The sequence below is a fragment of the Streptomyces globisporus C-1027 genome, assembly GCF_000261345.2.
Lineage (GTDB): Bacteria > Actinomycetota > Actinomycetes > Streptomycetales > Streptomycetaceae > Streptomyces > Streptomyces pakalii.
Map to the genome: position 1 here is coordinate 1307421 of NZ_CP013738.1, position 21404 is coordinate 1328824.

Genomic DNA, 21404 nt, shown 5'->3' on the forward strand with positions numbered 1-21404 from the left:
CGTCGTCGCCTCATTCTCCGGAGGGTCATGCTCCGGATCGTCCGTCCCCGTGTGCCGCGTCGAGAGCGCCCGGCAGGATCTCCAGGAACGCGTCCACCTCCGCGTCACCGATGATCAGCGGCGGCATGAGCCGTACGACATCGGGGGCGGGCGCGTTCACCAGGAGGCCGGCTCCCTGGGCCGCCTGCTGCACCTGCGGTGCGAGGGGTCCGGTGAGCACGATACCCAGCAGCAGGCCGCTGCCGCGGACATGGGATACCAGCGGGTGTCCCAGCGCCTCCACACCGTCGCGGATCTTCTCGCCGAGCCGCTTGACGTTGTCGAGCGTGCCGTCGGCCGCGAGGGTGTCGATGACGGCGAGTCCGGCGGCGCAGGCGACCGGGTTGCCGCCGAACGTCGTGCCGTGGTGCCCCGGCTTCAGCAGGTCGGCGGCCGGGCCGAAGGCGACCGTGGCGCCGATCGGCAGACCGCCGCCGAGGCCCTTGGCGAGCGTGACGATGTCCGGCTCGACGCCCTGGTGGGCCTGGTGCTCGAACCACTGGCCGCAGCGGCCGATGCCGGTCTGCACCTCGTCGAGGACGAGGAGCGTCCCGGTCGCCCGGGTGATCTCCCGGGCGGCCTCCAGATAGCCCTTGGGCGGGACGACGACACCGTTCTCGCCCTGCATCGGCTCGATGACGACCAGTGCGGTGTCGGTGGTGACGGCCGCGCGCAGGGCGTCCACGTCCCCGTACGGAACATGGGTGACATCACCGGGGAGCGGGCGGAACGGCTCCTGCTTCGCCGGCTGGCCGGTCAGCGCGAGCGCGCCCATCGTCCGGCCGTGGAAGCCGCCGTCGGTCGCGACCATGTGGGTGCGCCCGGTGAGCCGGCCGATCTTGAACGCGGCCTCGTTGGCCTCCGCACCGGAGTTGGCGAAGAAGACCCGGCCCTGACGGCCGAAGAGCTGGAGCAGCCGCTCCGCGAGGGCGACCGGCGGCTCGGCGATGAACAGGTTCGACACATGGCCGAGGGAGGCGATCTGGGTGGAGACGGCCTCGACGACGGCCGGGTGGGCGTGGCCGAGGGCGTTGACCGCGATGCCGCCGACGAAGTCGAGGTAGCGGGTGCCGTCCTCGCCCCAGACATGGGCGCCCTCGCCGCGGACGAGGGACAGGCGGGGGGTGCCGTAGTTGTCCATCAGCGCGCCCTGCCACCGCGCGGTGAGTCCGGTCGTGGTTCCGGTGCCGGTTGTCATGATTCCCCCAGTTCAGGACCCGTGTGTACGTCGATGGGGGCGTCCGGCACGACCATGGTGCCGATGCCCTCGTCGGTGAAGATCTCCAGCAGGATCGAGTGCTGGACGCGTCCGTCGATGACGCGGGCGGTCTCGACGCCGTTGCGCACGGCGTGCAGACAGCCCTGCATCTTGGGAACCATGCCGCTGGACAGCTCGGGCAGCAGCTTCTCCAGCTCGCTCGCGGTGAGCCGGCTGATGACGTCGTCGCTGTGGGGCCAGTCCTCGTACAGCCCCTCGACGTCGGTGAGGACCATCAGCGTCTCGGCGTTCAGCGCGGCGGCGAGCGCGGCGGCCGCGGTGTCGGCGTTGACGTTGTAGACGTGGTGGTCGTCGGCGGAGCGGGCGATGGAGGAGATGACCGGGATGCGGCCGTCGTCCAGGAGCGCCTGGATGGCCCCGGTGTCGATGGCGGTGATCTCGCCGACCCGGCCGATGTCGACGGTTTCGCCGTCGATGGTGGGCCGGTGCTGGGTGGCGGTGATGGTGTGGGCGTCCTCGCCGGTCATGCCGACGGCGAGCGGGCCGTGCTGGTTGAGGAGGCCGACCAGTTCGCGCTGGACCTGTCCGGCGAGCACCATCCGGACGACGTCCATCGCCTCGGGGGTGGTGACCCGCAGCCCGGCCTTGAACTCGCTGACCAGGCCCTGTTTGTCGAGCTGGGCGCTGATCTGGGGGCCTCCGCCGTGCACGACGACGGGCTTGAGGCCGGCGTGCCGCAGGAAGACGACGTCCTGGGCGAAGGCGGCCTTCAGCTCCTCGTCGATCATGGCGTTGCCGCCGAACTTGATGACGACGGTCTTGCCGTGGTGCCGGGTCAGCCAGGGCAGCGCCTCGATGAGGGTCTGCGCCTTCGGGAGTGCGGTGTGCTTCCGCGCGGCGCTCATGAGCTGTACGCGCTGTTCTCGTGGACGTAGTCCGCGGTGAGATCGTTGGCCCAGATGACGGCGGACTCCGTGCCCGCGGCGAGGTCGGCGGTGACCTTGACCTGCCGGTAGCGCATGTCGACCAGGTCGCGGTCCTCGCCGACGCCGCCGTTCTTGCAGACCCAGACGTCGTTGATGGCGACGTTGAGCTGGTCCGGCTCGAAGGCGGCCTTCGTGGTGCCGATCGCGGAGAGGACCCGGCCCCAGTTGGGGTCCTCGCCGTGGATGGCGCACTTGAGGAGGTTGTTACGGGCGATGGACCGGCCGACCTCGACGGCGTCGTCCTCGGTGGCCGCGTTGATCACCTCGATCCGGATGTCCTTGGAGGCGCCCTCGGCGTCGCCGATGAGCTGCCGGGCGAGGTCGTCGCAGACGGCCCGTACGGCCTCGGCGAACACGCCCTGCTCCGGGGTGATGCCGCTGGCGCCGGAGGCGAGGAGCAGCACGGTGTCGTTGGTGGACATGCAGCCGTCGGAGTCGACCCGGTCGAAGGTGGTGCGGGTGGCGTCGCGGAGGGCGGCGTCCAGTGCGGGGGCTTCCACATCCGCGTCGGTGGTGAGCACGACGAGCATGGTGGCGAGGCCGGGGGCGAGCATGCCCGCGCCCTTGGCCATGCCGCCGACGGTCCAGCCGTCGCCGCCCGCGACGGCCGTCTTGTGGACGGTGTCGGTGGTCTTGATGGCGATGGCGGCCTTCTCACCGCCGTGCTCGCTGAGGGCGGCGGCGGCCTGCTCGATGCCGGGAAGCAGCTTGTCCATGGGGAGCAGGATGCCGATGAGCCCGGTGGAGGCGACGGCGACCTCGCCCGCGCTGTGGCCGTCCAGCACCTCGGCGGCCTTCTCGGCGGTGGCGTGGGTGTCCTGGAAGCCCTGGGGTCCCGTACAGGCGTTGGCGCCACCGGAGTTGAGGACGACGGCGGTGACCTCGCCGCCCTTGAGGACCTGCTCGGACCAGAGGACGGGGGCGGCCTTGACGCGGTTGGAGGTGAAGACGCCCGCGGCGGCGCGGCGCGGCCCGTTGTTGACCACGAGGGCCAGGTCCGGGTTGCCGCTCTCCTTGATTCCCGCGGCGATGCCCGCCGCGGAGAACCCTTGTGCTGCCGTGACGCTCACGGTGCCACTCCGATCGTCGAAAGACCTGTGTCCTCGGGGAGTCCGAGGGCGATGTTCATGCTCTGGAGGGCGCCGCCCGCGGTGCCCTTGGCGAGATTGTCGATGGCGCAGACGACCACGATCCGTCCGGCGGCCGGGTCGTGCGCGACCTGGATCTGTACGGCGTTGGAGCCGTACACCGCGGCGGTGGCGGGCCACTGCCCCTCGGGCAGGAGCCCGGCGAACGGCTCGTCCGCGAACGCCTTCTCGTACACCGCGCGCAGGCTCTTAGCGCTCACTCCGGGCTTCGCCTTCGCGCTGCACGTGGCGAGGATGCCCCGGGGCATGGGGGCGAGGGTGGGCGTGAAGGAGACGGTGACCGGCTGTCCGGCGGCGGCGCTGAGGTTCTGGATCATCTCGGGCGTGTGGCGGTGCCCGCCGCCGACGCCGTACGGGGTCATGTTGCCCATGACCTCGGAGCCGAGGAGATGCGGCTTGGCCGCCTTGCCCGCACCCGAGGTGCCCGACGCGGCGACGATGACGGCCTCCGGCTCGGCGATACCGGCCTCGTACACGGGGAAGAGCGCGAGGGACACGGCGGTCGGGTAGCACCCCGGCACCGCGATCCGCTTCGACCCGGCGAGCGCGGCGCGTCCGCCCGGGAGCTCGGGCAGCCCGTAGGGCCAGGTCCCGGCATGCGGGGACCCGTAGAAGGCCTCCCAGTCCCCCGCGTCCTTGAGCCGGAAGTCGGCCCCCATGTCGACGACGAGGACCTCGTCCCCGAGCTGCTCGGCGACGGCGGCGGACTGCCCGTGCGGGAGGGCGAGGAAGACGACGTCGTGCCCGGCGAGCACCTCGGCGGTGGTGGGCTCCAGCACCCGGTCGGCCAGGGGCCGCAGGTGCGGCTGGAGCGAACCGAGCGTCTGCCCGGCGTTGGAGTGCCCGGTGAGAGCGCCGATCTCGACCTCCGGGTGCGCCAGCAGAAGACGGAGCAGCTCACCGCCGGCGTATCCGCTCGCCCCTGCCACTGCTGCTCGCACCACCATCGGTAACCCTCCTGATCGATGGCATGACTATACGCAAGCATGCAGTTTTATGCAAAGAGTGGACGGGGCCGGGCTGCGGGTGCGGTGGCCGGGCGCCATGCCGGCGAGGGCGACCGTACGCGTCGTCGGGGCGGCCGGGCTGACCGGTCTGCTGGTGACGGCCGCGATATTCGCGCTCGCCTGGCCCCTCTTCACCCGGATGCGGAACCGGCGTGCCTGGTACCAGTACGTCGAGGACCCCTGCCCTGCACGACCCCACCGATCTGGCACTGGTCGCCCTCTGCGCGCTCCCCCTCTTCCTCCTGCTGCTCGGCATCGGCGGCGCGGCCCTGCAGTCGGTGTGCTCGCGGGCGGTGGCGGCGGAGACCGGCGGGCCGCCGGGTACGGCGGGGACAGGGCCGGAGCCGCTGCGGGCACGGGTGCGTCCGGTGCTCTTCGTGTACGCGCTGCGCGGACTGATCGTCTGGCCGCTGCCGATCGCCGTCGCGGCCTGGGCGGACTCCCTCACCGGTTACCACCTCGACACGCCTCTGCCCCTGGAACGCGGATCGTGGCCCTACGCCCTCGTCTCGGCCTCCCCCGCCGTCGCCCTGGGCGTCGCCGTCCTGCTCCGCCTCGCCCTCTCCCTCGCTCCGGCCGCCGCCGCGGACGGGCTCGGCCCGTGGGCGGCCGTGCGCCGCTCCTGGTCGCTGGCATGGACGCGTACGGGGGCGCCGCGCGTACTGGTCCTCGCTCTGCCACTCGCCGCGGTCGCGGCCGGGGTGCTCCGCCTCGCGGTACAGGCCGCCCTGCCGCTGAGGCCCGTCGTCGGCGAGCTGCTCGAACCGGCCACGGGCAACTTCTTCGCCGCGTACTACGCGGGCATTCTCGCGCCCGTCGTCGTCGGTGTCCTGGTCACCGCCGCCCTCGTCCTCCCGGTGGCGTGCACGGCCTTCGCGGTGCTCCACGGCAGGCTGCGGCCGCCGGTCCGGAGGGGATGAGGACGATACTGGTCGTAGCAGTCGCCCGCCCCCGAACCGGCGTCCCGCCGGGGCGGTCCGGCGAGGCCCGGCTGCACCGGATGCGTCGACGCCTTTGAGGGGAGCCGTTCATGACCACGGCGAAAGACCTGTTCATCATCGCGATGGACCCCGCACCGGAGCACACGGTGGGGCAGGGCGATCTGTCGCTCGCCCTTGCCGGTGCCGAACTGCTCGACCTCCTCGACGCGGGCACCATCACCGTGGACGGCGACCTCGTCGTACCGGGCGGATCGTCGGTGCCGGACGACCGGCTGCTCGCCGCGGCTGCCGCGGGGATCACCCGGCAACCGCCCCACGAGCGGATCGAGGACTGGCTGTGGCGCCGGGGCCGGGACCTCGCGGCCGCCTACCAGGACGCGCTGGAGGAGGACGGCGAGCTCACGCGGAAGCGGAGCGGCCTGCTGCCGTTCGGCCCGAAGGAGGTGGAGCTGGTGGACACGCCCGCCCGCCGCCGGGCCGTGGCCCGCCGGGACGAGGGGGACCCCGTCCTCGCCTCCCTCGCGTCGGCCGTGGGCCTCGGCGACGAGCCGTCGGACGACGCCGAACCGAGTCTCGGTGACGAGACGGTGACCACCGTGGTCGCCACCGTCCATGAAGCGGTGATGGAGTTGGAGGCCGTACGGCAGCGGCGGACCATCGAGAACACCGCCTTCGCCAACGTCTGGCGCGGCCCCTGAGCCGGCACCCGGCCTCCCCCGGTTTGACCTTGACACGGTGACAAGCTCTTCACTGCTTGCCGAGGAGGTGGTCTCGATGACGGTCACGGGACAGGGTACGGACGAGGCACGGGCGCTCCGGGCGCTCCGGGCGCTGCGGGACGAGCGTTCGTCGGTGCGGCTGGGCGCCGCTCTGGCGATCGGCTCGACGCCGGATCAGCGCTTCGTCGGCCCGCTGGTCGAACGGTGCGCGGTCGAGCCGGAGTTCCTCGTCCGCGACATGCTGACGTGGGCGCTCACCCGCCACCCGGTCGCCGCCACACTGCCCCTGCTGCTCCGGGAAGTCCGCTCGGAGCGTGCGCAGGCGCGGAGCCAGGCGCTGCACACCCTGTCCAAGGTCGGGGACCCGCGGGCATGGCCCGTGATCACCCGGGCGCTCCTGACCGACGCCGACGACGAGGTCGCCCGGACCGCCTGGCGGACGGCCGTCGTGCTCGTACCGGAAGGGGAGGAGGCCGCGTTGGCCGCGGTGCTGGTGACACAGCTCGGGCGGGGCGGGCAGGAGACACAGCTGAGCCTCAGCAGGGCACTGGTCGATCTGGGGAGCACGGTGGTGCCGGCCCTGGACACCGCGAAGCGGGCCCCCGACCCGGACGTACGGGCGCACGCGCTCGCCACCGAGCGGCTGCGGGACGACCCGGACACCGGCTTCGCCTTCGCCTTGGAGGAGGCGAAGCGCGTGGTGGCCCTGGGCGGGGCGGGCAGCAACGAGGGAGGGTCGTAGCGCGTGCTGATCGGTGAGGTCGCGCGGCGGTCCGGCGTCAGCGCCCGCATGCTCCGGCACTACGAGTCGCTCGGTCTGGTGCGGCCCTCGGGCCGCACCGGGTCCGGCTACCGGGAGTATTCCGGCGAGGACGTCCGGCGCATCTTCCATATCGAGAGCCTGCGGGCGGTGGGGCTGTCGCTGCGGGAGATCGGCCGCGCGCTCGACGATCCCGGCTTCACCCCCGCGGACCTGGTCGACGACCTCATCCGCCGGACGCGCGAACGTATCGCCGCCGAGACCGAGTTGCTCACCCGGCTGGACCGGGTCCACGCCACGGGTCCGGCCGGCTGGGAGGACGTCCTCCAGGTCCTCGCGGTGCTGCGGGCCCTGGGGTCCCCGAGCGCCGGAGCCCGTCAGCGCGCGGCCCTGGCCCCGGTCGACGAGGTTCCGGTGGAGGCCCTGGTCGAGGCGGCGCTCGACGAGAGGGACCCGGTCGTGGCCGGGGCCCTGCGCTGGGCCCTGGCCCGGTCCGACGGCAGTGCGGCCCTCCTGGCCGAAGGGCTCGGCTCGCCGGTGCCGGAGGTGCGGGAACGTGCCGTGCGTTCCCTCACCGAACTGCCCGGCGACGAGGCCGTCGCGCTGCTGCGGGACGCGCTGGCGCACCCTGATGCCGTGGTCCGGAACCGGGCGGCGCTGGCGCTCGGGGCCCAGGGCGAGGCCGCCGCGACCCCGGTGCTGGTCGACATGATCGTCGCGGGAAGCAACGACACGGACGCGGCCGACGCGCTGAGCGTGCTGGCCGGCGACGCCGCCGCCGCGGACCGCATCGCGTCCCTCCTCGTCGGCCGCATCGGCGACGGGACCACCAAGCCGCCCGCGCGCGGGCGGCTCACCCAGGCGCTGGCCGGCATCCCGGGCGCCACGGCCTCACGCGCCCTCGCGGACCTGGTGGGCGACGCCGACCGTGCCGTCGCGCTGACCGCCACCTACCTCCTCCGGCTGCGCGGGGACGGGTGAGGGTTCCCGGGACGGCCGGTCCAGCAGCAGCGGGATCGCCAGGACGGGCAGCAGCCAGAGGAACACGATGAGGCGGAAGCCGTAGAGCTGGCCCAGGTTGGGGTGGCCGGCCTGGTTGAGGAGGCCCGCCGCACCCGCCGCGAGGGCGAGGGGCAGCACCACCGAGCGCCGCCTCAGCAGCGCCCAGGCCGAGAGCGCGAGCAGGACGGGGAGGACGGGGGAGGCGGCCTGGCGGCGCAGCCACGCCGACCAGAAGACCCCCTCCTGTACGAAGAACTCGGGCCAGGGGTTGGGCAGATCGGGCCGCTGGTAGTGGTGCGTCAGCAGGTCCTGGGCGCTGTCCCGGCCCATGGGCCACCCCAGCAGATGCGCCCCGACGTAGACGCACACCGTCAGGCCGGCGCAGAGTGCGGCCGCCCGGAGTACGGGCGTGAACTGCCGCCGATTGCGGCGGAGCCATCCGGCCCACAGGAGGAGGGCTCCCGCGAGAGCGGCTGCCAGCAGCAGTGCCTGCGAATAGCGGACGAAGAACATCGAGGCGAGGCCGCCGGCAACGAGCGCCGCGCCCGAGCGGGGTCCCGCTGCGGCCGCCCAGGCCCCCGCCCCCGGCCCTCCGCCCGTGCCGGATGCCCCGTCCGTACGGGGCCGGTCCCGCAGCAGCAGGACACAGCCGAGGACCACCGCCGTGCCCAGCGCCAGGGAGAGGCCGTCGCTCAGGGGGTTCATGGCGACGGTGCCGGTGGGCAGGGCGAGGTACAGCGCCTGCCCGGCCAGACCGGCGCGCCGGGAAGCGCTCGCCGCGCGGAGGGTGAGCAGAACGCAGACACTGCCCGCGAGCGCGATGACGAGCCCGGCCAGCCAGAGGCCCCAGGTGATGCCGAAGGCGGCGACGAAGGGGACCAGGAACAGCGGATAGCCGGGCCTGGCCTCGAAGATGGCCATGAACCGCTGATTGGCGAACGGCGCGGTCATCCCTGACGTGTTGCCGTGGCGCGACCAGTACGCGACCGAGTTGTCCAGCCGGCGGACGCACTGCTCCTCCGACTCCCCCACGGTCTTCCTGTTGGTCCAGGGGACGGGGCTCAGGGACGCGTGCTGCCCGCTGGCGCAGGAGTAGGCGATGGCCCGGCGGCCCGCTTCCTCGCGGCTCTCGCCGCTGAGGCTCAGGGCGTAGGAGAGGTAGTTCTTGGTGTCGGGCGAGGCCCGGCCGGTGACCGCTGTCAGATGGAGTCCGGCGAAGGAGACGGCGATGAGCAGCATCCCGATGAGGCCCAGGTGCTGTTTCTTGCGGATGTTCGGCATCGGACGGGCGCTCCCCTGCGTACGGCGGTTGCCTCATCAACGAGAGAACCGGCGCAGGGTGGCGTTCCGGGGCGGTTTGCGGCGTGGTTTCCGGGAGTCGGCGCGCGGGCCGGGACACGGCGTTTCCCGGGAGTCGGCGCGCGTGCCGGTCCCGGCGGGCTCGGTGCCCGCTACCGGCCGCGCGGCTTTCCGCGCTTGCCGCTCTGGCCGCCGGCCCGGCCGCCCGGTGAGGGCTTCCTGCCCGCCGCGGGCTTGTGCCGGGCACCGCCCTGCCCGCCGCCCGTACCGGCCCGCTTGCCCTTGGCCTTCTCCTTGGCCTTGGCGGTGGGGCGCTGCGGGGTGGCCGCACGGCCCCGGGTGCTGTTGACGGTGCGGCCCCGGACGATCCCGATGAACTCCTCCACCAGGTCGGGGGCTTCATCCGCCTGGGGCCACGAAAGGGCGACACGGGACTCGGGGGTCTCCGGGACCGGGCGGTAGGTGAGGTCCTTACGGTGGTGCAGCCGGGCCAGGGACTGCGGGACGAGGAGGACGCCGACGCCCGCCGCGACCAGCTCGATCGCGTCCGCAGTGGTGGCCGGGCGCTCGACGGCGGGGCGCCCGGGCAGGGTCTCCCAGTCGAGGACGTCGTCCAGCGGGTGCAGCACGATCTCGTCGGCCAGCTCGGCGAGCGACACCTCTTCGGCGGCGGTCGCCACGTGGTCCTTGGGGATCACCACGACGGTCGTCTCGGTGTAGAGGGGGATCGCGGCCAGGATGTCCCGGTCGACCGGCAGCCGTACGAGACCGGCGTCGGCGCCGCCGTCCGCCAGGAGGCCGGGGGCGTCGGCGGCGGTGGCCTGGACGAGCTCCAGGGGGGTGCCGGGCAGCCGCTCGTGCCAGACCCTCACCCACTTGGTGGGCGTCACGCCGGGGACGTACGCGAGCCGGAAGGATGAGGGGATGTCCGAGCCTGTCACGGAACCAGGCTACCGGTCGGTGGTCGGAGGTATGTCCCATGGTCGATACCCTGGACCCATGACGTCGCACAAGACCGCCCAGACCATGAAGCCCGCCACGGCGGCGAAGAAGCTGGGTGTGTACCTCCAGGCCACGCCCGCCGAGTTCCAGGAGGGTGCCGTCTCCCGCACCGAGCTCAACGCCCTCCAGACCGACCCGCCCGCCTGGCTGGTGGAGCTGCGCCGCACCGGCCCGCACCCCCGCCCGGTCGTCGCCGCGAAGCTCGGCGTCTCCATCGCGGGGCTCGCCCGCGGCGGGGTCACCGAGGCGCTCACCACCGAGCAGATCGACGCGCTGAAGGACGAGATGCCCGAGTGGCTCGAGAAGGAGCGCGCCACGCAGGCCGAGGTGCGCAAGGAGGCCGCTCGCATCAAGGAGCGGAACGCCGAGCGGGCCGCGCGCTCCGACGATCAGGAGTAGGTCCCCGGGCCTCCCGTCAGGGCGTCCGGCTCGCGCGTCAGGGCCTGCGGCCCCGGCCCTGCGGAAACTCCCCCAGGCTCACCGCACGGTGGATCGTGGCGGCCAGTTCGCGCGCGTCCTCGGTGAAGGTGTCCACCCGGATCTTCCGCGCGTCGCGCAGTTCGACGGCGAAGCCGAAGCCCATCCCCCGGGCCTCGGCCAGCGGGCGTCCGTCCTCGGCCGAGGCGGATCCGATCCGCTCGATGTCGCTCCAGGGGATCAGCGTGGTGGTTCCCGCGACCCGGTGGGTCAGACCGCGCTCGTGGACGTCGAAGCACTGTTCCCGGGTACGGAGTGCCTGCGTCAGGCGCCAGATTCCGAGTCCGAGACCGACCAGCCCCACCCCGAGGAGCAGGCCCGCCAGTTCGGGGGCGCCGTCGGTGGTTCCGATCGAGGCGATGGTCACCGGCACGCCGAAGGCGAGACCGACGATTCCGGTGACCAGCAGGGCCCCGGCAAGGCGTAGCCGTCTGCTGCCGTCGGTGCGGTGTTCGCGGACGAATCCGCCGAGTTCCCGTGCGGCTTCGGTGCGTCGCATCGCCGCTCCCCCCGTCGTGGACACCTCAAATACTGCCCGATCGCGGGGGCGGGCACCACGGAAACGGCCGGAGCCATGCCACGGGCCCGTGGCCGGTCCGCCCCGCCGACGCGTACGTCGGTGGCGCGGCCCTGCCACGGGCCCGTCGGATACCGCTCGGGTCTGGCGGTCGGGTCAGAGAGCGCCGGACTCGGCGATGGTGACCTTGGCGCTGGTGCGGCCGCTGCCGGAGCCGAGGGCCTCGATCTTGCGGACGAGCTTCATGCTGTCCTCGTCGGCGACCTCCCCGAAGACCACGTGCTTGCCGTCCAGCCACGGGGTGAGCACCGTGGTGATGAAGAACTGCGAACCGTTGGTGTTAGGGCCGGCGTTGGCCATCGAGAGCAAACCCACACGGTCGTGCTTGAGCTTGAAGTTCTCATCGGCGAACTTCTCGCCGTAGATGCTCTTGCCGCCGGTGCCGTCGCCGCGGGTGAAGTCACCGCCCTGGAGCATGAAGTCCGTGATGACGCGGTGGAAGGACGAGCCGGCGTAGCCGAAGCCCTTCTCGCCGGTGGCGAGCGCGCGGAAGTTCTCCGTCGTCTTGGGGACGACGTCGTCGAACAGGTTGAACGTGATCCGCCCCGCGGGGGCGTCGTCGATGGTGATGTCGAAGTAGACCTTGGTTGTCATGGTGACATCCTCACATTCCTGGCAACCGCAGGTGAAACCCGGGTTGGTTCGGCACGTCGGATGTCCGGATTCCGCTCACCCTCCGGCGGCTCCCCGGTGGGCCGCGTAAACGGCGTTCACCAGGGCGGTCTTGCGCGGGTCGTCGGCGAGCCGGGAGCCCATCCGGTTCATGACGTAGCCGAGGGCGATGGAGGCATCCGGGTCGGCCAGGCCGCAGGAACCGCCCGCGCCGTCGTGGCCCAGCGCCCTCGGGTCGGGGCCGTAGGAGCGGTTCTCGCCGCTCAGCCAGAAGCCGAGGGCGATCTCGGTCTCGTGCGGGAAGCCGTCGCCGAGGACGAGGTCGCGGCAGGCCCCCTGTCCTTCCCCGGCGCGGGCGGCCGCCTTCCCGGAGAGGATCCGGCGGCCGTCGAGGCTGCCGCGTCCGGCCAGGATCCCGTAGAGCGCGGCGACCGCCCGGGCGGTGCCGTGGCCGTTGGCGGCGGGGATCTCCGCCGCGCGCCAGGCGGGGGTGTTGGCGGCGGCCCGGCCGGTGGGCGGGTTGAGCAGGGAGGCGACGGCGACCGGTGTCATCCGGTCCAGGAGGGCTGCCTGGGCGGCCCGGTCGGGGCGTTCCTGGACCAGTTCGGCGAGGCGGTGGGTCTCGCTCTCCGGGAGGCCGAAGGTGAAGTCGATGCCCAGCGGTCCGGTGATCTCCTGGCGGAGGAACGCCCCGGGCCGCAGTCCGGTGATCCGGCGGACCACTTCGCCGACGAGGAATCCGTAGCTGATCGCGTGGTAGCCGGAGCGGGTTCCGGGCTCCCACCAGGGGGCGGTGGCGGCGAGCCGGGCGCAGGCCGTCTCCCAGTCGTACAGCTCCTTGAGGGTGAGCGGGGTGTCGGGGCCGGCCACTCCGGAGCGGTGCGAGAGGAGGTGGCGTACGAGGACGGATTCCTTACCGTTCGCGGCGAACTCCGGCCAGTAGCGGGCGACCGGGGCGTCGAGGTCGAGCAGTCCCCGGTCGGCCAGGACATGGGCGCAGAGCGCGGTCGGGCCCTTGCCGGTGGACCAGACGTTGACGAGGGTGTCCCGTTCCCAGGGGCGGGTGCGGGCCGCGTCCGCCCAGCCGCCCCAGAGGTCCACCACCGTGGCGCCGTCGACGAGAACGGTGACCGCCGCGCCCAGTTCGCCGCGCTCGGTGAAGTTCTCCTCGAAGGCGGCCCGGACCCCGGCGAACCGGTCGTCGCAGTGGCCGTGGATCTGCGGCACGGAGCCTCCCTCGTCGCGGGCGGGCGTCCGGAGGCGGAACCGGGCGCCTCACGCAACGTACCGACTGGTCGGACCGGAGGGAAGGGCCGGTGTCCGGGAGCGGCGAAGGTCCCGGTTGCCGCTGCGCGGATCAGCGGATGCCCGACTCCAGGCTCAGGCTCCAGCGGCCCGGCAGGCCCGTCAGGGTGATCGTCGACAGCGGGCGGACGTCGACGTTCCAGTACGTGGCGGGCGGGGCGTTCAGGGCGTAGACGAGGGCCGCCCGGATCACGGCGGGCTCGGCGACCGCGACGACGAGGGCGTCGTCGGCGGGGCGGGTGTCCAGCCAGCCGCCCACGCGCCCGATGAAGCCGAGCATCGACTCGCCGCCGTGCGGGGCGCTGCGCGGGTCGGCGAGCCAGAGGTCGACGGCGGCCGGTTCCCGGGCGGTGACCTCGCCCAGGGTCATTCCCCGCCAGCGGCCCATCTCCCAGTCGCGCAGGGCCGGTTGGGCCATCGGCGCGAAGCCGAGGGCGTCCCCGGTGGCGCGGCTGCGCGGGGTGGGCGAGCAGTAACGCAGCTCGGCGGCGCCGAGCGGGACGAGCGTGTGGGCGACGATCTGCACCTCGTGCCAGCCGGCCTGGTCGAGCGGCCGGTCGTCGTCGAAGCGTTCGGTGAGCCGGGAGGAGGTGCGCGCCGCTGCGACCAGGGTGACCCGAAGCGTCATGGCGGGATCGTGGTGCCGAACGCCTGTTTGGTCAAGAGGGCCTGTGCGCCGGGCGTCGCGTTCAGCTCTCCAGGAGGCTGTCGAAAGCTGTACGGAGACGGCGGACGCCCTCCGCGATCTCAGCCGCGCCGGAGACCCCGGCGAAGCTCAGGCGGACGTGTCCGGCCGGGGGTTCGGCGCAGAAGTAGGGGCGGCCGGGGGCGACGGCGACCGAGGCGCGCAGCGCGGCCGAGACGACGGCCGGCTCGTCGGCGCCCGCTCCCGCGCCGCCGCCCGGGAGCCGGAGCCAGAGACTGCCGCCGCCCGCCGGGAGGTGCGGCAGCGTGAGTTCCGGCAGTTCGCTGCCGAGGGCGGCCGCCATGGCCGTACGGCGGCGCCCCAGCTCGGCGGAGACGGCGGCCAGATGGCGTCCCCAGGACGGGGAGCCGACGAGTTCCAGCGCGGCTTCCTGAAGCGGCCGGGGTACGAAGAAGCTGTCGACGACCTGGATGGCCCGCAGGCGCTCCAGCACCGGGCCTCGGGCGGCCAGGGCACCGACCCGGAGGCTGGGCGAGGTGGCCTTGGTCAGCGAGCAGACGTGGACGACGGTCCCGTCGGGGTCGTCGGCGGCCAGCGGTGCGGGGAGCGGTCCTGAGTCGTCGTGGACGAGCCGGCGGGCGAAGTCGTCCTCGACCACGAAGGCCCCGGCCGCCCGGGCGATGGCCAGGACCTCGGGGCGGCGGGCGGGCGCGAGGGTGGCTCCGGTGGGGTTCTGGAAGAGGGGCTGGGAGACGAAGACCCGGGCGCCGGTGGCCCGGAACGCGTCGGCGAGCAGCTCGGGGCGGACCCCGTCGGCGTCCATCGGCACGGGGACGGGGCGCAGTCCGGTGGCGCGGGCGGCGGCGAGCATCCCCGGGTAGGTGGGCGACTCGACGAGGACCGGGGCGCCGGGCGGGGCGAGGGCGCGCAGGGCGGTGGCCAGGGCGCCTTGGCCGCCCGCGGTGATCAGGACGTCGGCGGCGCTGACGGCGGGGCCGATCTCGCGGGCGAACCAGGACCGCAGCTCGGGCAGCCCGTCCGTGGGAGGACGGCTCCAGGCGCCCGGCCGGCGGCCCGCCCGGGCCAGGGCGGCGGAGAGCGCCCGTTCGGGCTGGAGCGAGGCGTGGAGGTAGCCGCCGTTGAACTCGATGACGCCGGGCGGCGGAGCGGCGAGGGTGACCAGCACCCCGGAGGCGTCGACCGTACGGGGCACCACCTCGGGCCCGCCGTCGCCGCTCAGCGACACCTCCTGCCAGGACGTGTCGCCCGGGGCGGGGAGCGCGGCGCGGGGCTCCGCCCGGAACGCGCCGGAGCCGGGGCGGGTGGTGACGAGCCCCTCGGCGGCGAGCTGGGCGATGGCGCGGGAGACAGTGACGGGGCTGACCCGGAACCGTTCGACGAGTGCGCGGCTGGATGGCAGCTTTCCACCGGGTGAGTAGCGGTTGAGCTCGGCCCGCAGGGAAGTGACCAGTTCGGCGACGCTGCTACGCTCTTGCATGAGAGCACAGGATAGCGCTACCCCGTTTTCAGCGATAGCGGTCGCCGATCCGGCGGCCACCCCGCACCCCACTTCGGCGGCCACTTCTTCGGCCGTTCCTCCGGTCGGCCCTCCGGCGACTCCTTCGACCGGCCGGAGCGGCACCGTGCTCGCCGGGCTCGGCGTCGTGGCGTTCTCGCTCACCTTTCCGGCCACGGCCTGGGGCCTGGAGAGCTTCGGCCCCTGGTCCCTGGTGGCACTGCGCAGCGTGCTCGCCGCTCTGGTCGCCGGCGGGGTGCTGCTGGCCGCCCGCGTCCCGCTGCCCGCGCGCCGGCACTGGGCCGGGCTCGCGGTGGTCGGGGGCGGGGTGGTGGTGGGCTTCCCGCTGCTGACGACGCTGGCCCTGCAGACCTCCACCACCTCGCACGCGGCCGTCGTCGTGGGTCTGCTGCCGCTGACCACGGCGGTGCTGGGATCCCTGCGTACCGGCGAGCGGCCCTCGCGCGGGTTCTGGATCGCGGCCCTCGCCGGGGCGGCCGTGGTGATCGCCTTCACCCTTCAGCAGAGCGGCGGCGCCCTGACGACCGGCGATCTGTATCTGTTCGGCGCTCTGCTGGTCTGCGCGGCCGGATACACCGAGGGCGGCCGGCTGGCCCGGGTGATGCCGGGGTGGCAGGTGATCGGCTGGGCGCTGGTCCTGTGCCTGCCGCTCGCGGTGGCGGGCAGCCTGGTGGCTCTGCCGCTCGAACCCGTGCACCTGAACGCCCACGGCGTCCTTGGCCTGGTCTGGGTCGCCGCCGGATCGACCTTCCTCGGGCTGTACGTGTGGTACCGGGGGATGGCGGCGATCGGGGTGGCCCGTGCCAGCCAGCTCCAGCTCGCCCAGCCGCTGCTGACGCTCGTGTGGTCCTTCCTCCTGCTCGGCGAGGAGCTGTCGGCGGCGGCTCCGGTCGCGGCGGTGGCCGTACTCGTCTGCATCGCCGCCACCCAGCGGGCCGGCCGTCGTGCGGGCCGGCGGTCCAGGTCCGCACGGTCAGGACGGGAAGCCAGGACCGCACGGTCATAGACTTGTCGACACGGACACCATCTCCCCCTGTGAGGAGGTCGCTCCCGATGGAGGCGCACACGGGCGACCGGCTGCTGATGCACGGCAGGACCGTGGGACAGCACGACCGGGTCGCCGAAATCATCGAGGTGCTCGGTGACGGGGGCGCTCCCCCGTACCGGCTCCGCTTCGACGACGGCCATGAACACCTGATGTCACCGGGTCCCGACAGCGTCGTCCAGCACAGGGAGGCGCCGAAGGACGAGCAGGCGCGGTAGCAGCGCCGGGGGCCGGGACCGTGCGGAAGGATCCCGGCCCCCGGCGTCGGCGGCTCGGCCCGGGAGCCGTTCCCGGCGGCTCGGCCCGCGAACCGCCCTGGTGGGCTCAGCCCGGGAACGGGCCCCGGCGGTGGGAACGGGCGCGCCCCCGGTCCGGGTAGAGCCGGATCCGGTCCGAGTAGTGGTCGGCCACCACGCGTCGCATCGCGCCGATCCGGTCCGCCATCACGCTCTTCCCGGAGAAGAAGACATGACCGCCCGCCTCCTCGTGGTCCCGGGCGAGGGTGAGGTGGCGGGAGAGTTCCGCCGGATCCTGCCAGGCGTCCGCCTGGGCCGGGTCACCGGCCTTGTACAGCGCCTCGCCCACGTACAGCTCGACGCCCGTGCCCCGGACGGTCGCGCTCCACCAGGCGAGGACCTTGGCGTAGTCGGCGGCGGTCTGGCCGATGTGCCAGTAGATCTGCGGGCAGATGTAGTCGATCCACCCCTCCCTGACCCACTTGCGGGTGTCGGCGTGCAGGTCGTCGTACGTCTGCACGCCCGCCCGTGTGTCCGACCCCAGCGGATCGGTTTCCTTGTTGCGCCAGACCGCGAAGGGGCTGATGCCGAAGCGGACGTGCGGCTTGATCGCCCGGATCCGCTCGCCGGTCTCACGTACGAGCCGGTCGATGTTGTCGCGCCGCCAGGCCGCCCGGTCGGCGAAGCCGCCGCCGTACCGCTCGAACTCGGCGTCGTCGTCGAAGGTCTGCCCGGCCACCGGATACGGGTAGAAGTAGTCGTCCCAGTGCACGGCGTCGATGTCGTAGCGGCGTACGGCGTCGAGCATCGCGTCCTGGACGAAGCGGCGGACCTCCGGCAGCCCCGGGTTGTAGTAGAGCTTCCCGCCGTACGGCACGACCCAGTCCGGGTGCTTCCGCGCCGGGTGGGAGGCGGTCAGGCGGGACGGGTCCGTGTGGTTCGCCACCCGGTACGGGTTGAACCAGGCGTGCAGCTCCAGGCTCCGGTCGTGCGCCGCGCGCACCGCCGTGCCGAGCGGGTCCCAGCCCGGGTCCTTGCCCTGGGTGCCGGTGAGGCAGTCGGCCCACGGCTCGTACGGCGAGGGCCACAGGGCGTCGGCGGTCGGCCGGACCTGGAACACGGCCGTGTTGAGCCGCAACTCCACCGCCCGGTCCAGATAGGCGAACAGCTCCGCCTCCTGCTTCGCCGCGGTGAGGCCCGGCTTCGAGGGCCAGTCGATGTTGGCGACGGTGGCGATCCACATGCCCCGCACCTCCCCCGCCGCCTCCGGAAGCCCGCCGGCCTTCCGTCTCCCCGACGGGGAGGCGACCGCATCACCGGCGGTCGTCATCGCCGCCAGCAGTCCGGCCGCGCTCAGCACGAACGCCCTTCTCGCCACACCTGTGCGCCGCATCCCGGCCCACCTCTCTCCGCCGTGTCCCGCACCCGACTCCAATGGCTCTACGTAACCGCATCATGCCCATCCGTAGCCGCTGTGACCCGCGGGACGTTCGCGTCGGCATTCGGAGTAACGTCGTGGGGTCGAGGCGGGCACCGGAATCACACGGGACCCTGCGATACGGAGAACAGCGAAAGGCACGAGGTGACGGACCTTATGGCCGACATTGCACGCGTCGGAGTGGTGGGCTGTGGCCAGATGGGCGCAGGTATCGCGGAGGTGTGCGCGCGCAGCGGCCTCGAAGTGAAGGTCGCCGAGACCACCGGCGAAGCGCTGGAGATCGGCCGCACCCGTCTGCACAACTCCCTTTCGAAGGCCGCCGAACGCGGCAAGATCACGGCGGAGGAGCGGGACGAGACCCTCGGCCGGCTGAGCTTCACGACCGACCTGGGGGAGTTCGCCGACCGCGATCTCGTGATCGAGGCCGTCGTGGAGAACGAGCAGGTCAAGACGGAGATCTTCCAGGTGCTCGACCAGGTGGTGACCCGGCAGGACGCGATCCTGGCCTCCAACACCTCCTCGATCCCGCTGGTGAAGCTGGCCGTCGCCACCTCGCGCCCGGACCGGGTCATCGGCATCCACTTCTTCAACCCGGCACCGGTGCAGAAGCTCGTCGAGCTGATCCCGGCGCTGACCACGTCGGACGAGACGATCAAGCGCGCCGAGGCCGTCGTGCAGGACGTGCTCGGCAAGCACCCGATCCGCGCCCAGGACCGGTCCGGCTTCGTCGTGAACGCGCTGCTGATCCCGTACCTGCTCTCCGCGATCCGGATGTTCGAGTCGGGCATCGCCAGCCGCGAGGACATCGACAACGGCATGGAGATGGGCTGCGCCCACCCGATGGGTCCTCTCAAGCTGGCCGACCTGATCGGCCTGGACACCGTGGCCTCGGTCGCGGACTCGATGTACGCCGAGTACAAGGAGCCGCTGTACGCCGCTCCCCCGCTGCTCCAGCGCATGGTGGACGCGGGGCGCCTCGGCCGGAAGAGCGGCTCGGGCTTCTACGCCTACTGACCGTCCCGGAGGCGGGTCCGGCGCTCACGCAGCCGGGCCCGCCTCAGCACTTTTCCGGGGTCAGGACCGTACGGCCGGGGCGTCGATCACCGTGCGGCGCCGCCCGAGTCGGGGCCGACGTAGATCTCCGCCCCGTCGGATCCCCAGACGCGCGTGTACCCGCCGCTCGGGGCCGACACCACGAGGTCTCCCTCCTCCAGCGAGACCATCCCGTCCGTCCTCTCGGCGAACCACTCCACGGTGAGGGTCTCGCCCGGCTTCAGGGAAACCTCTTCCGCCGTGGGCTCGAACACCACGGTCATGTCACGGTCGGCCCGGACGAGGAATCGCATTTTCCTCCTCGGAGGTTGTCGCCTGCAGAGGCTCCGTCGCGGGGCGCGAGTCAGCCCAGCCTCAGGTGGTGCAGCATCAGCAGGGCGGCCGCCATGTTCGCGGCGGGCACCTCGCCCCGGGCGATCATGTCCGGGACCACCTTGAGGGGTATCCACTCGCGGCGCGACGACTCGAAGGCGTCCTGCGGCTGGCCGGTCCAGTGTGCCTCGTCGGACCAGTAGAGGTGGTGGCGGGCGTCGGTCAGGCCGTTAGACGGTTCCACGGTGAGCAGGGGGCGTAGCTCGCCGGGGCGCCAGCCGGTCTCCTCCTCCATCTCGCGGGCCGCCGCCGCCGCGATGTCCTCGCCGTCCTCGACGACGCCCGCGGCCAGCTCCCACCCCCAGCTGTCGGTGATGAACCGGTGCCGCCAGAGCAGCAGCACCTCGTTGGCCTCGTTGACGACGGTGGCGGCCGCGACGGGGCGCAGCCGGATGACGAAGTGGTCGAGGTGGCTGCCGTCGGGGAGTTCGACATCCGCCAGATTCACCCGGAACCAAGGGTTCTGATACACATTCTGTTCGCTTAAGTTCGTCCACTGCACGGTTCTGCCGCCTTTCGACATGTTGGGGTCAACATGCCAGCAGGCTCGGCTGTCAGGGGGAACAAACGGCGGGGCGTCGGTGGAGCTCACAGAGGCACGCGGAGCGCCTCGTCGATGAGGTCGGTGGTTCCCACGGCGTCGGCGCAGCCGCTCGCGGCCAGCTCGCCTCGGACCTGCCGCAGCCGGTCGCGCAGCCGCTGGGACTCCATTCCCCGGGCCCGTACGGCCATTTCGGCAGCTGTGGCGGCCGCGCGGTCGGCCTCGCCCTGGAGCAGCTCGATATGGCTGAGCATCGCGAGCCGGTGCACGCGCCCCCGGTCGTGCGCCGGGGCGCGCACCGCGGAGGCCGCGTGCTCCCGGGCGGCGGGCAGATCGCCGAGACCGATCAGCGCCTCGGCCACCTGGACGTCGACCAGGCCCGGCTGGACGTACCCGGTCTCGTCCGGCTCCCGGCCCGTATGGATCCGGCCCGCCTGCGCCTCGGCCCGTCCGATGCAGGCACGAGCGCTCGCCGCGTCGCCGAGCCGGGCGTACGCCTTGGCCTGCATGGCGTGCAGATCGGCGGCGAGGGCCGGGGTGATGTGGCCGCCGGCGGCCCGCAGCGCGGCCTCGGCGAACGCGATGGAGCGGCGGTAGTCGCCGAGGAACAGCGACTGGGTGACCAGCAGGGCGATCACATAGCCGCCGAGCCCCCGGTCCCCGCTGGACTTGGCGAGCCGCAGCGCCTGGTGGAAGTAGCGCTGGGCGAGGCCGTGGGCGTCGGAGTCGTAGGCGCAGATGCCCGCCACCGCGACCAGTCCCGCCGTCGCCCGGTGCAGGCTGCGGCCGAGCGCGTCGCTGTGGCCGCCGCGCAGCAGCGGGGCGGCCTCGGCGTTGAGGAAGCGGACGATCCGGGACCTGGTCGCGATGCCGCCCGCCTTGCGGTACATCTGCTCGTAGTGGTCGCGGGCCGCCTTGAGCACCGCTATGTCGGAGGCGCTCACCCGGCCGGGGCCGGGACGGGAGACGTCGGTGTCCTCCGGGGGGTTCTCCCACTCCCAGACCGGCATCACCGCCGAGGTCCCCGTGACGGCGGGGACGGTGGTCAGGTGCGGGCGCTGCTGTTCGTCGGAGCGCCACAGCGCGGTGGCCCGCTCGACGAAGCCGGAGAGGGAGGCGCTCCCGGCGCCGCCGTCCGGCGCCGCGGATGCGGCCGACGCGCCCATCCCGATGTCGTCGAGCCCGACGGGCCGGCCGAGCCGTCCGCCCAGCACCTCGCAGATCAGGTCGGGCACCTGGCCGCGCGGGCGCTGGCCCTTGAGCCAGCGGGAGACGGCGGTGTGTTCGTACCGCAGGTTCAGCCCGCGGGACCGGCCCGCCCGGTTGACGTGTCCGGCGAGGCCCGCCCGGGAGACACCGGACTCCTCGATCAACGATTCGAGCAGGACATTGGGCTCCATCGTCCCCCCAGGTGCGTGTCGCAATGAGCCTAGTGGAGCACGA

General features: G+C 73.0%; 23 protein-coding genes. 8 read left to right on the plus strand and 15 right to left on the minus strand.

The window, feature by feature from the left end; all coding sequences use genetic code 11:
- Positions 1–25 precede the first annotated feature (25 nt).
- Genes WQO_RS05615 through argC form a run of 4 tightly spaced genes read right to left on the minus strand, consistent with a single transcriptional unit; the run spans position 26 to position 4339 of the window.
- Complete coding sequence (locus tag WQO_RS05615; RefSeq protein ID WP_010057219.1) at positions 26–1237, minus strand: acetylornithine transaminase; 1212 nt, start codon at positions 1235–1237, stop codon at positions 26–28.
- Positions 1234–2163, minus strand: a complete 930-nt coding sequence (gene argB, locus WQO_RS05620; protein WP_010057218.1) for an acetylglutamate kinase — start codon at positions 2161–2163, stop codon at positions 1234–1236. Before argB ends, WQO_RS05615 begins: the two co-directional genes overlap by 4 nt.
- A complete protein-coding gene (gene argJ, locus WQO_RS05625; protein WP_010057216.1) occupies positions 2160–3314 on the minus strand; it encodes a bifunctional glutamate N-acetyltransferase/amino-acid acetyltransferase ArgJ in 1155 nt (384 codons plus the stop codon). The genes argB and argJ overlap by 4 nt, the downstream gene beginning before the upstream one ends.
- On the minus strand, positions 3311–4339 hold the full coding sequence (argC, locus tag WQO_RS05630; RefSeq protein WP_010057214.1) for an N-acetyl-gamma-glutamyl-phosphate reductase: 1029 nt from the start codon (positions 4337–4339) through the stop codon (positions 3311–3313). The genes argJ and argC overlap by 4 nt, the downstream gene beginning before the upstream one ends.
- Positions 4340–4551: 212 nt before the next feature.
- On the opposite strand from argC, the gene WQO_RS35620 reads away from it, so the two are divergent.
- The 4 genes from WQO_RS35620 to WQO_RS05650 all read left to right on the plus strand — a co-directional run bounded on the left by WQO_RS35620 (position 4552) and on the right by WQO_RS05650 (position 7800).
- The gene (locus WQO_RS35620) at positions 4552–5319 is read left to right on the plus strand and encodes a hypothetical protein (protein WP_010057213.1); all 768 of its coding nucleotides are present in this window, start codon (positions 4552–4554) and stop codon (positions 5317–5319) included.
- A gap of 110 nt (positions 5320–5429) precedes the next feature.
- Complete coding sequence (locus WQO_RS05640) at positions 5430–6038, plus strand: GOLPH3/VPS74 family protein (RefSeq protein WP_010057212.1); 609 nt, start codon at positions 5430–5432, stop codon at positions 6036–6038.
- Between the two features lie 76 nt (positions 6039–6114).
- Positions 6115–6801, plus strand: coding sequence for a HEAT repeat domain-containing protein (locus WQO_RS05645; RefSeq protein WP_010057211.1), 687 nt, complete (start codon positions 6115–6117; stop codon positions 6799–6801).
- 3 nt (positions 6802–6804) lie between these two features.
- Positions 6805–7800: a MerR family transcriptional regulator gene (locus WQO_RS05650; RefSeq protein WP_010057210.1), complete on the plus strand. Its 996-nt coding sequence runs from the start codon at positions 6805–6807 to the stop codon at positions 7798–7800.
- Here the strand turns inward: WQO_RS05650 and WQO_RS05655 are convergent.
- Both WQO_RS05655 and WQO_RS05660 read right to left on the minus strand, forming a co-directional pair.
- Positions 7711–9102, minus strand: coding sequence for a hypothetical protein (locus WQO_RS05655; protein ID WP_010057209.1), 1392 nt, complete (start codon positions 9100–9102; stop codon positions 7711–7713). The two genes, WQO_RS05650 and WQO_RS05655, sit on opposite strands and share 90 nt — an antisense overlap.
- A gap of 170 nt (positions 9103–9272) precedes the next feature.
- Entirely contained in the window at positions 9273–10061 is a 789-nt protein-coding gene (locus WQO_RS05660) for a LysR family transcriptional regulator substrate-binding protein (protein WP_010057208.1), read from the minus strand.
- A 58-nt stretch (positions 10062–10119) separates the two neighbouring features.
- On the opposite strand from WQO_RS05660, the gene WQO_RS05665 reads away from it, so the two are divergent.
- Positions 10120–10521 carry a DUF5997 family protein gene (locus WQO_RS05665; RefSeq protein ID WP_010057206.1) on the plus strand — a complete coding sequence of 134 codons (402 nt, stop codon included), beginning with the start codon at positions 10120–10122 and terminating at the stop codon, positions 10519–10521.
- A gap of 37 nt (positions 10522–10558) precedes the next feature.
- On the opposite strand, the gene WQO_RS05670 is transcribed toward WQO_RS05665, so the two are convergent.
- From WQO_RS05670 to WQO_RS05690, 5 genes are all read right to left on the minus strand, one after another.
- Positions 10559–11098 (minus strand): hypothetical protein, encoded by a 540-nt coding sequence (locus WQO_RS05670; RefSeq protein ID WP_010057205.1) that lies wholly within the window; start codon positions 11096–11098, stop codon positions 10559–10561.
- A gap of 174 nt (positions 11099–11272) precedes the next feature.
- Positions 11273–11770 (minus strand): peptidylprolyl isomerase, encoded by a 498-nt coding sequence (locus WQO_RS05675; RefSeq protein WP_010057204.1) that lies wholly within the window; start codon positions 11768–11770, stop codon positions 11273–11275.
- Between the two features lie 75 nt (positions 11771–11845).
- On the minus strand, positions 11846–13015 hold the full coding sequence (locus WQO_RS05680; RefSeq protein WP_010057203.1) for an EstA family serine hydrolase: 1170 nt from the start codon (positions 13013–13015) through the stop codon (positions 11846–11848).
- Positions 13016–13145: 130 nt separating this feature from the next.
- On the minus strand, positions 13146–13721 hold the full coding sequence (locus WQO_RS05685) for a histidine phosphatase family protein (RefSeq protein ID WP_010057202.1): 576 nt from the start codon (positions 13719–13721) through the stop codon (positions 13146–13148).
- 61 nt (positions 13722–13782) lie between these two features.
- On the minus strand, positions 13783–15237 hold the full coding sequence (locus WQO_RS05690) for an aminotransferase-like domain-containing protein (RefSeq protein WP_010057201.1): 1455 nt from the start codon (positions 15235–15237) through the stop codon (positions 13783–13785).
- On the opposite strand from WQO_RS05690, the gene WQO_RS05695 reads away from it, so the two are divergent.
- The gene (locus WQO_RS05695; protein WP_029181980.1) at positions 15236–16282 is read left to right on the plus strand and encodes a DMT family transporter; all 1047 of its coding nucleotides are present in this window, start codon (positions 15236–15238) and stop codon (positions 16280–16282) included. The two genes, WQO_RS05690 and WQO_RS05695, sit on opposite strands and share 2 nt — an antisense overlap.
- Positions 16283–16329: 47 nt before the next feature.
- The gene (locus tag WQO_RS05700) at positions 16330–16539 is read left to right on the plus strand and encodes a DUF1918 domain-containing protein (protein WP_010057199.1); all 210 of its coding nucleotides are present in this window, start codon (positions 16330–16332) and stop codon (positions 16537–16539) included.
- Positions 16540–16645: 106 nt separating this feature from the next.
- On the opposite strand, the gene WQO_RS05705 is transcribed toward WQO_RS05700, so the two are convergent.
- Positions 16646–17950, minus strand: coding sequence for a glycoside hydrolase family 10-like protein (locus WQO_RS05705; RefSeq protein ID WP_193407169.1), 1305 nt, complete (start codon positions 17948–17950; stop codon positions 16646–16648).
- Between the two features lie 201 nt (positions 17951–18151).
- Here WQO_RS05705 and WQO_RS05710 point away from each other — a divergent pair, with 201 nt between their 5' ends.
- The gene (locus WQO_RS05710; protein WP_010057197.1) at positions 18152–19009 is read left to right on the plus strand and encodes a 3-hydroxybutyryl-CoA dehydrogenase; all 858 of its coding nucleotides are present in this window, start codon (positions 18152–18154) and stop codon (positions 19007–19009) included.
- 86 nt (positions 19010–19095) lie between these two features.
- Here WQO_RS05710 and WQO_RS05715 read toward each other — a convergent pair whose 3' ends face one another.
- From WQO_RS05715 to WQO_RS05725, 3 genes are all read right to left on the minus strand, one after another.
- Positions 19096–19341 carry a hypothetical protein gene (locus tag WQO_RS05715; RefSeq protein WP_010057195.1) on the minus strand — a complete coding sequence of 82 codons (246 nt, stop codon included), beginning with the start codon at positions 19339–19341 and terminating at the stop codon, positions 19096–19098.
- 50 nt (positions 19342–19391) lie between these two features.
- A complete protein-coding gene (locus WQO_RS05720) occupies positions 19392–19922 on the minus strand; it encodes an NUDIX domain-containing protein (protein ID WP_010057193.1) in 531 nt (176 codons plus the stop codon).
- Positions 19923–20008: 86 nt separating this feature from the next.
- Complete coding sequence (locus tag WQO_RS05725) at positions 20009–21361, minus strand: hypothetical protein (protein WP_010057192.1); 1353 nt, start codon at positions 21359–21361, stop codon at positions 20009–20011.
- Positions 21362–21404 lie beyond the last annotated feature (43 nt).

What these genes read in the sequence shown, in the direction of transcription:
- WQO_RS05685 (WP_010057202.1), bottom strand. Translation starts at nt 13,721, where the DNA reads ATGACGCTTCGGGTCACCCTGGTCGCAGCGGCGCGCACCTCCTCCCGG.
- argC (WP_010057214.1), bottom strand. Translation starts at nt 4,339, where the DNA reads ATGGTGGTGCGAGCAGCAGTGGCAGGGGCGAGCGGATACGCCGGCGGT.
- argB (WP_010057218.1), bottom strand. Translation starts at nt 2,163, where the DNA reads ATGAGCGCCGCGCGGAAGCACACCGCACTCCCGAAGGCGCAGACCCTC.
- WQO_RS05700 (WP_010057199.1), top strand. Translation starts at nt 16,330, where the DNA reads ATGGAGGCGCACACGGGCGACCGGCTGCTGATGCACGGCAGGACCGTG.
- WQO_RS05645 (WP_010057211.1), top strand. Translation starts at nt 6,115, where the DNA reads ATGACGGTCACGGGACAGGGTACGGACGAGGCACGGGCGCTCCGGGCG.
- WQO_RS05665 (WP_010057206.1), top strand. Translation starts at nt 10,120, where the DNA reads ATGACGTCGCACAAGACCGCCCAGACCATGAAGCCCGCCACGGCGGCG.
- WQO_RS05655 (WP_010057209.1), bottom strand. Translation starts at nt 9,102, where the DNA reads ATGCCGAACATCCGCAAGAAACAGCACCTGGGCCTCATCGGGATGCTG.
- WQO_RS05640 (WP_010057212.1), top strand. Translation starts at nt 5,430, where the DNA reads ATGACCACGGCGAAAGACCTGTTCATCATCGCGATGGACCCCGCACCG.
- WQO_RS05615 (WP_010057219.1), bottom strand. Translation starts at nt 1,237, where the DNA reads ATGACAACCGGCACCGGAACCACGACCGGACTCACCGCGCGGTGGCAG.
- WQO_RS05705 (WP_193407169.1), bottom strand. Translation starts at nt 17,950, where the DNA reads ATGCGGCGCACAGGTGTGGCGAGAAGGGCGTTCGTGCTGAGCGCGGCC.
- WQO_RS05670 (WP_010057205.1), bottom strand. Translation starts at nt 11,098, where the DNA reads ATGCGACGCACCGAAGCCGCACGGGAACTCGGCGGATTCGTCCGCGAA.
- WQO_RS05710 (WP_010057197.1), top strand. Translation starts at nt 18,152, where the DNA reads ATGGCCGACATTGCACGCGTCGGAGTGGTGGGCTGTGGCCAGATGGGC.
- WQO_RS05725 (WP_010057192.1), bottom strand. Translation starts at nt 21,361, where the DNA reads ATGGAGCCCAATGTCCTGCTCGAATCGTTGATCGAGGAGTCCGGTGTC.
- WQO_RS05715 (WP_010057195.1), bottom strand. Translation starts at nt 19,341, where the DNA reads ATGCGATTCCTCGTCCGGGCCGACCGTGACATGACCGTGGTGTTCGAG.
- WQO_RS05675 (WP_010057204.1), bottom strand. Translation starts at nt 11,770, where the DNA reads ATGACAACCAAGGTCTACTTCGACATCACCATCGACGACGCCCCCGCG.
- WQO_RS05690 (WP_010057201.1), bottom strand. Translation starts at nt 15,237, where the DNA reads ATGCAAGAGCGTAGCAGCGTCGCCGAACTGGTCACTTCCCTGCGGGCC.
- WQO_RS05695 (WP_029181980.1), top strand. Translation starts at nt 15,236, where the DNA reads ATGAGAGCACAGGATAGCGCTACCCCGTTTTCAGCGATAGCGGTCGCC.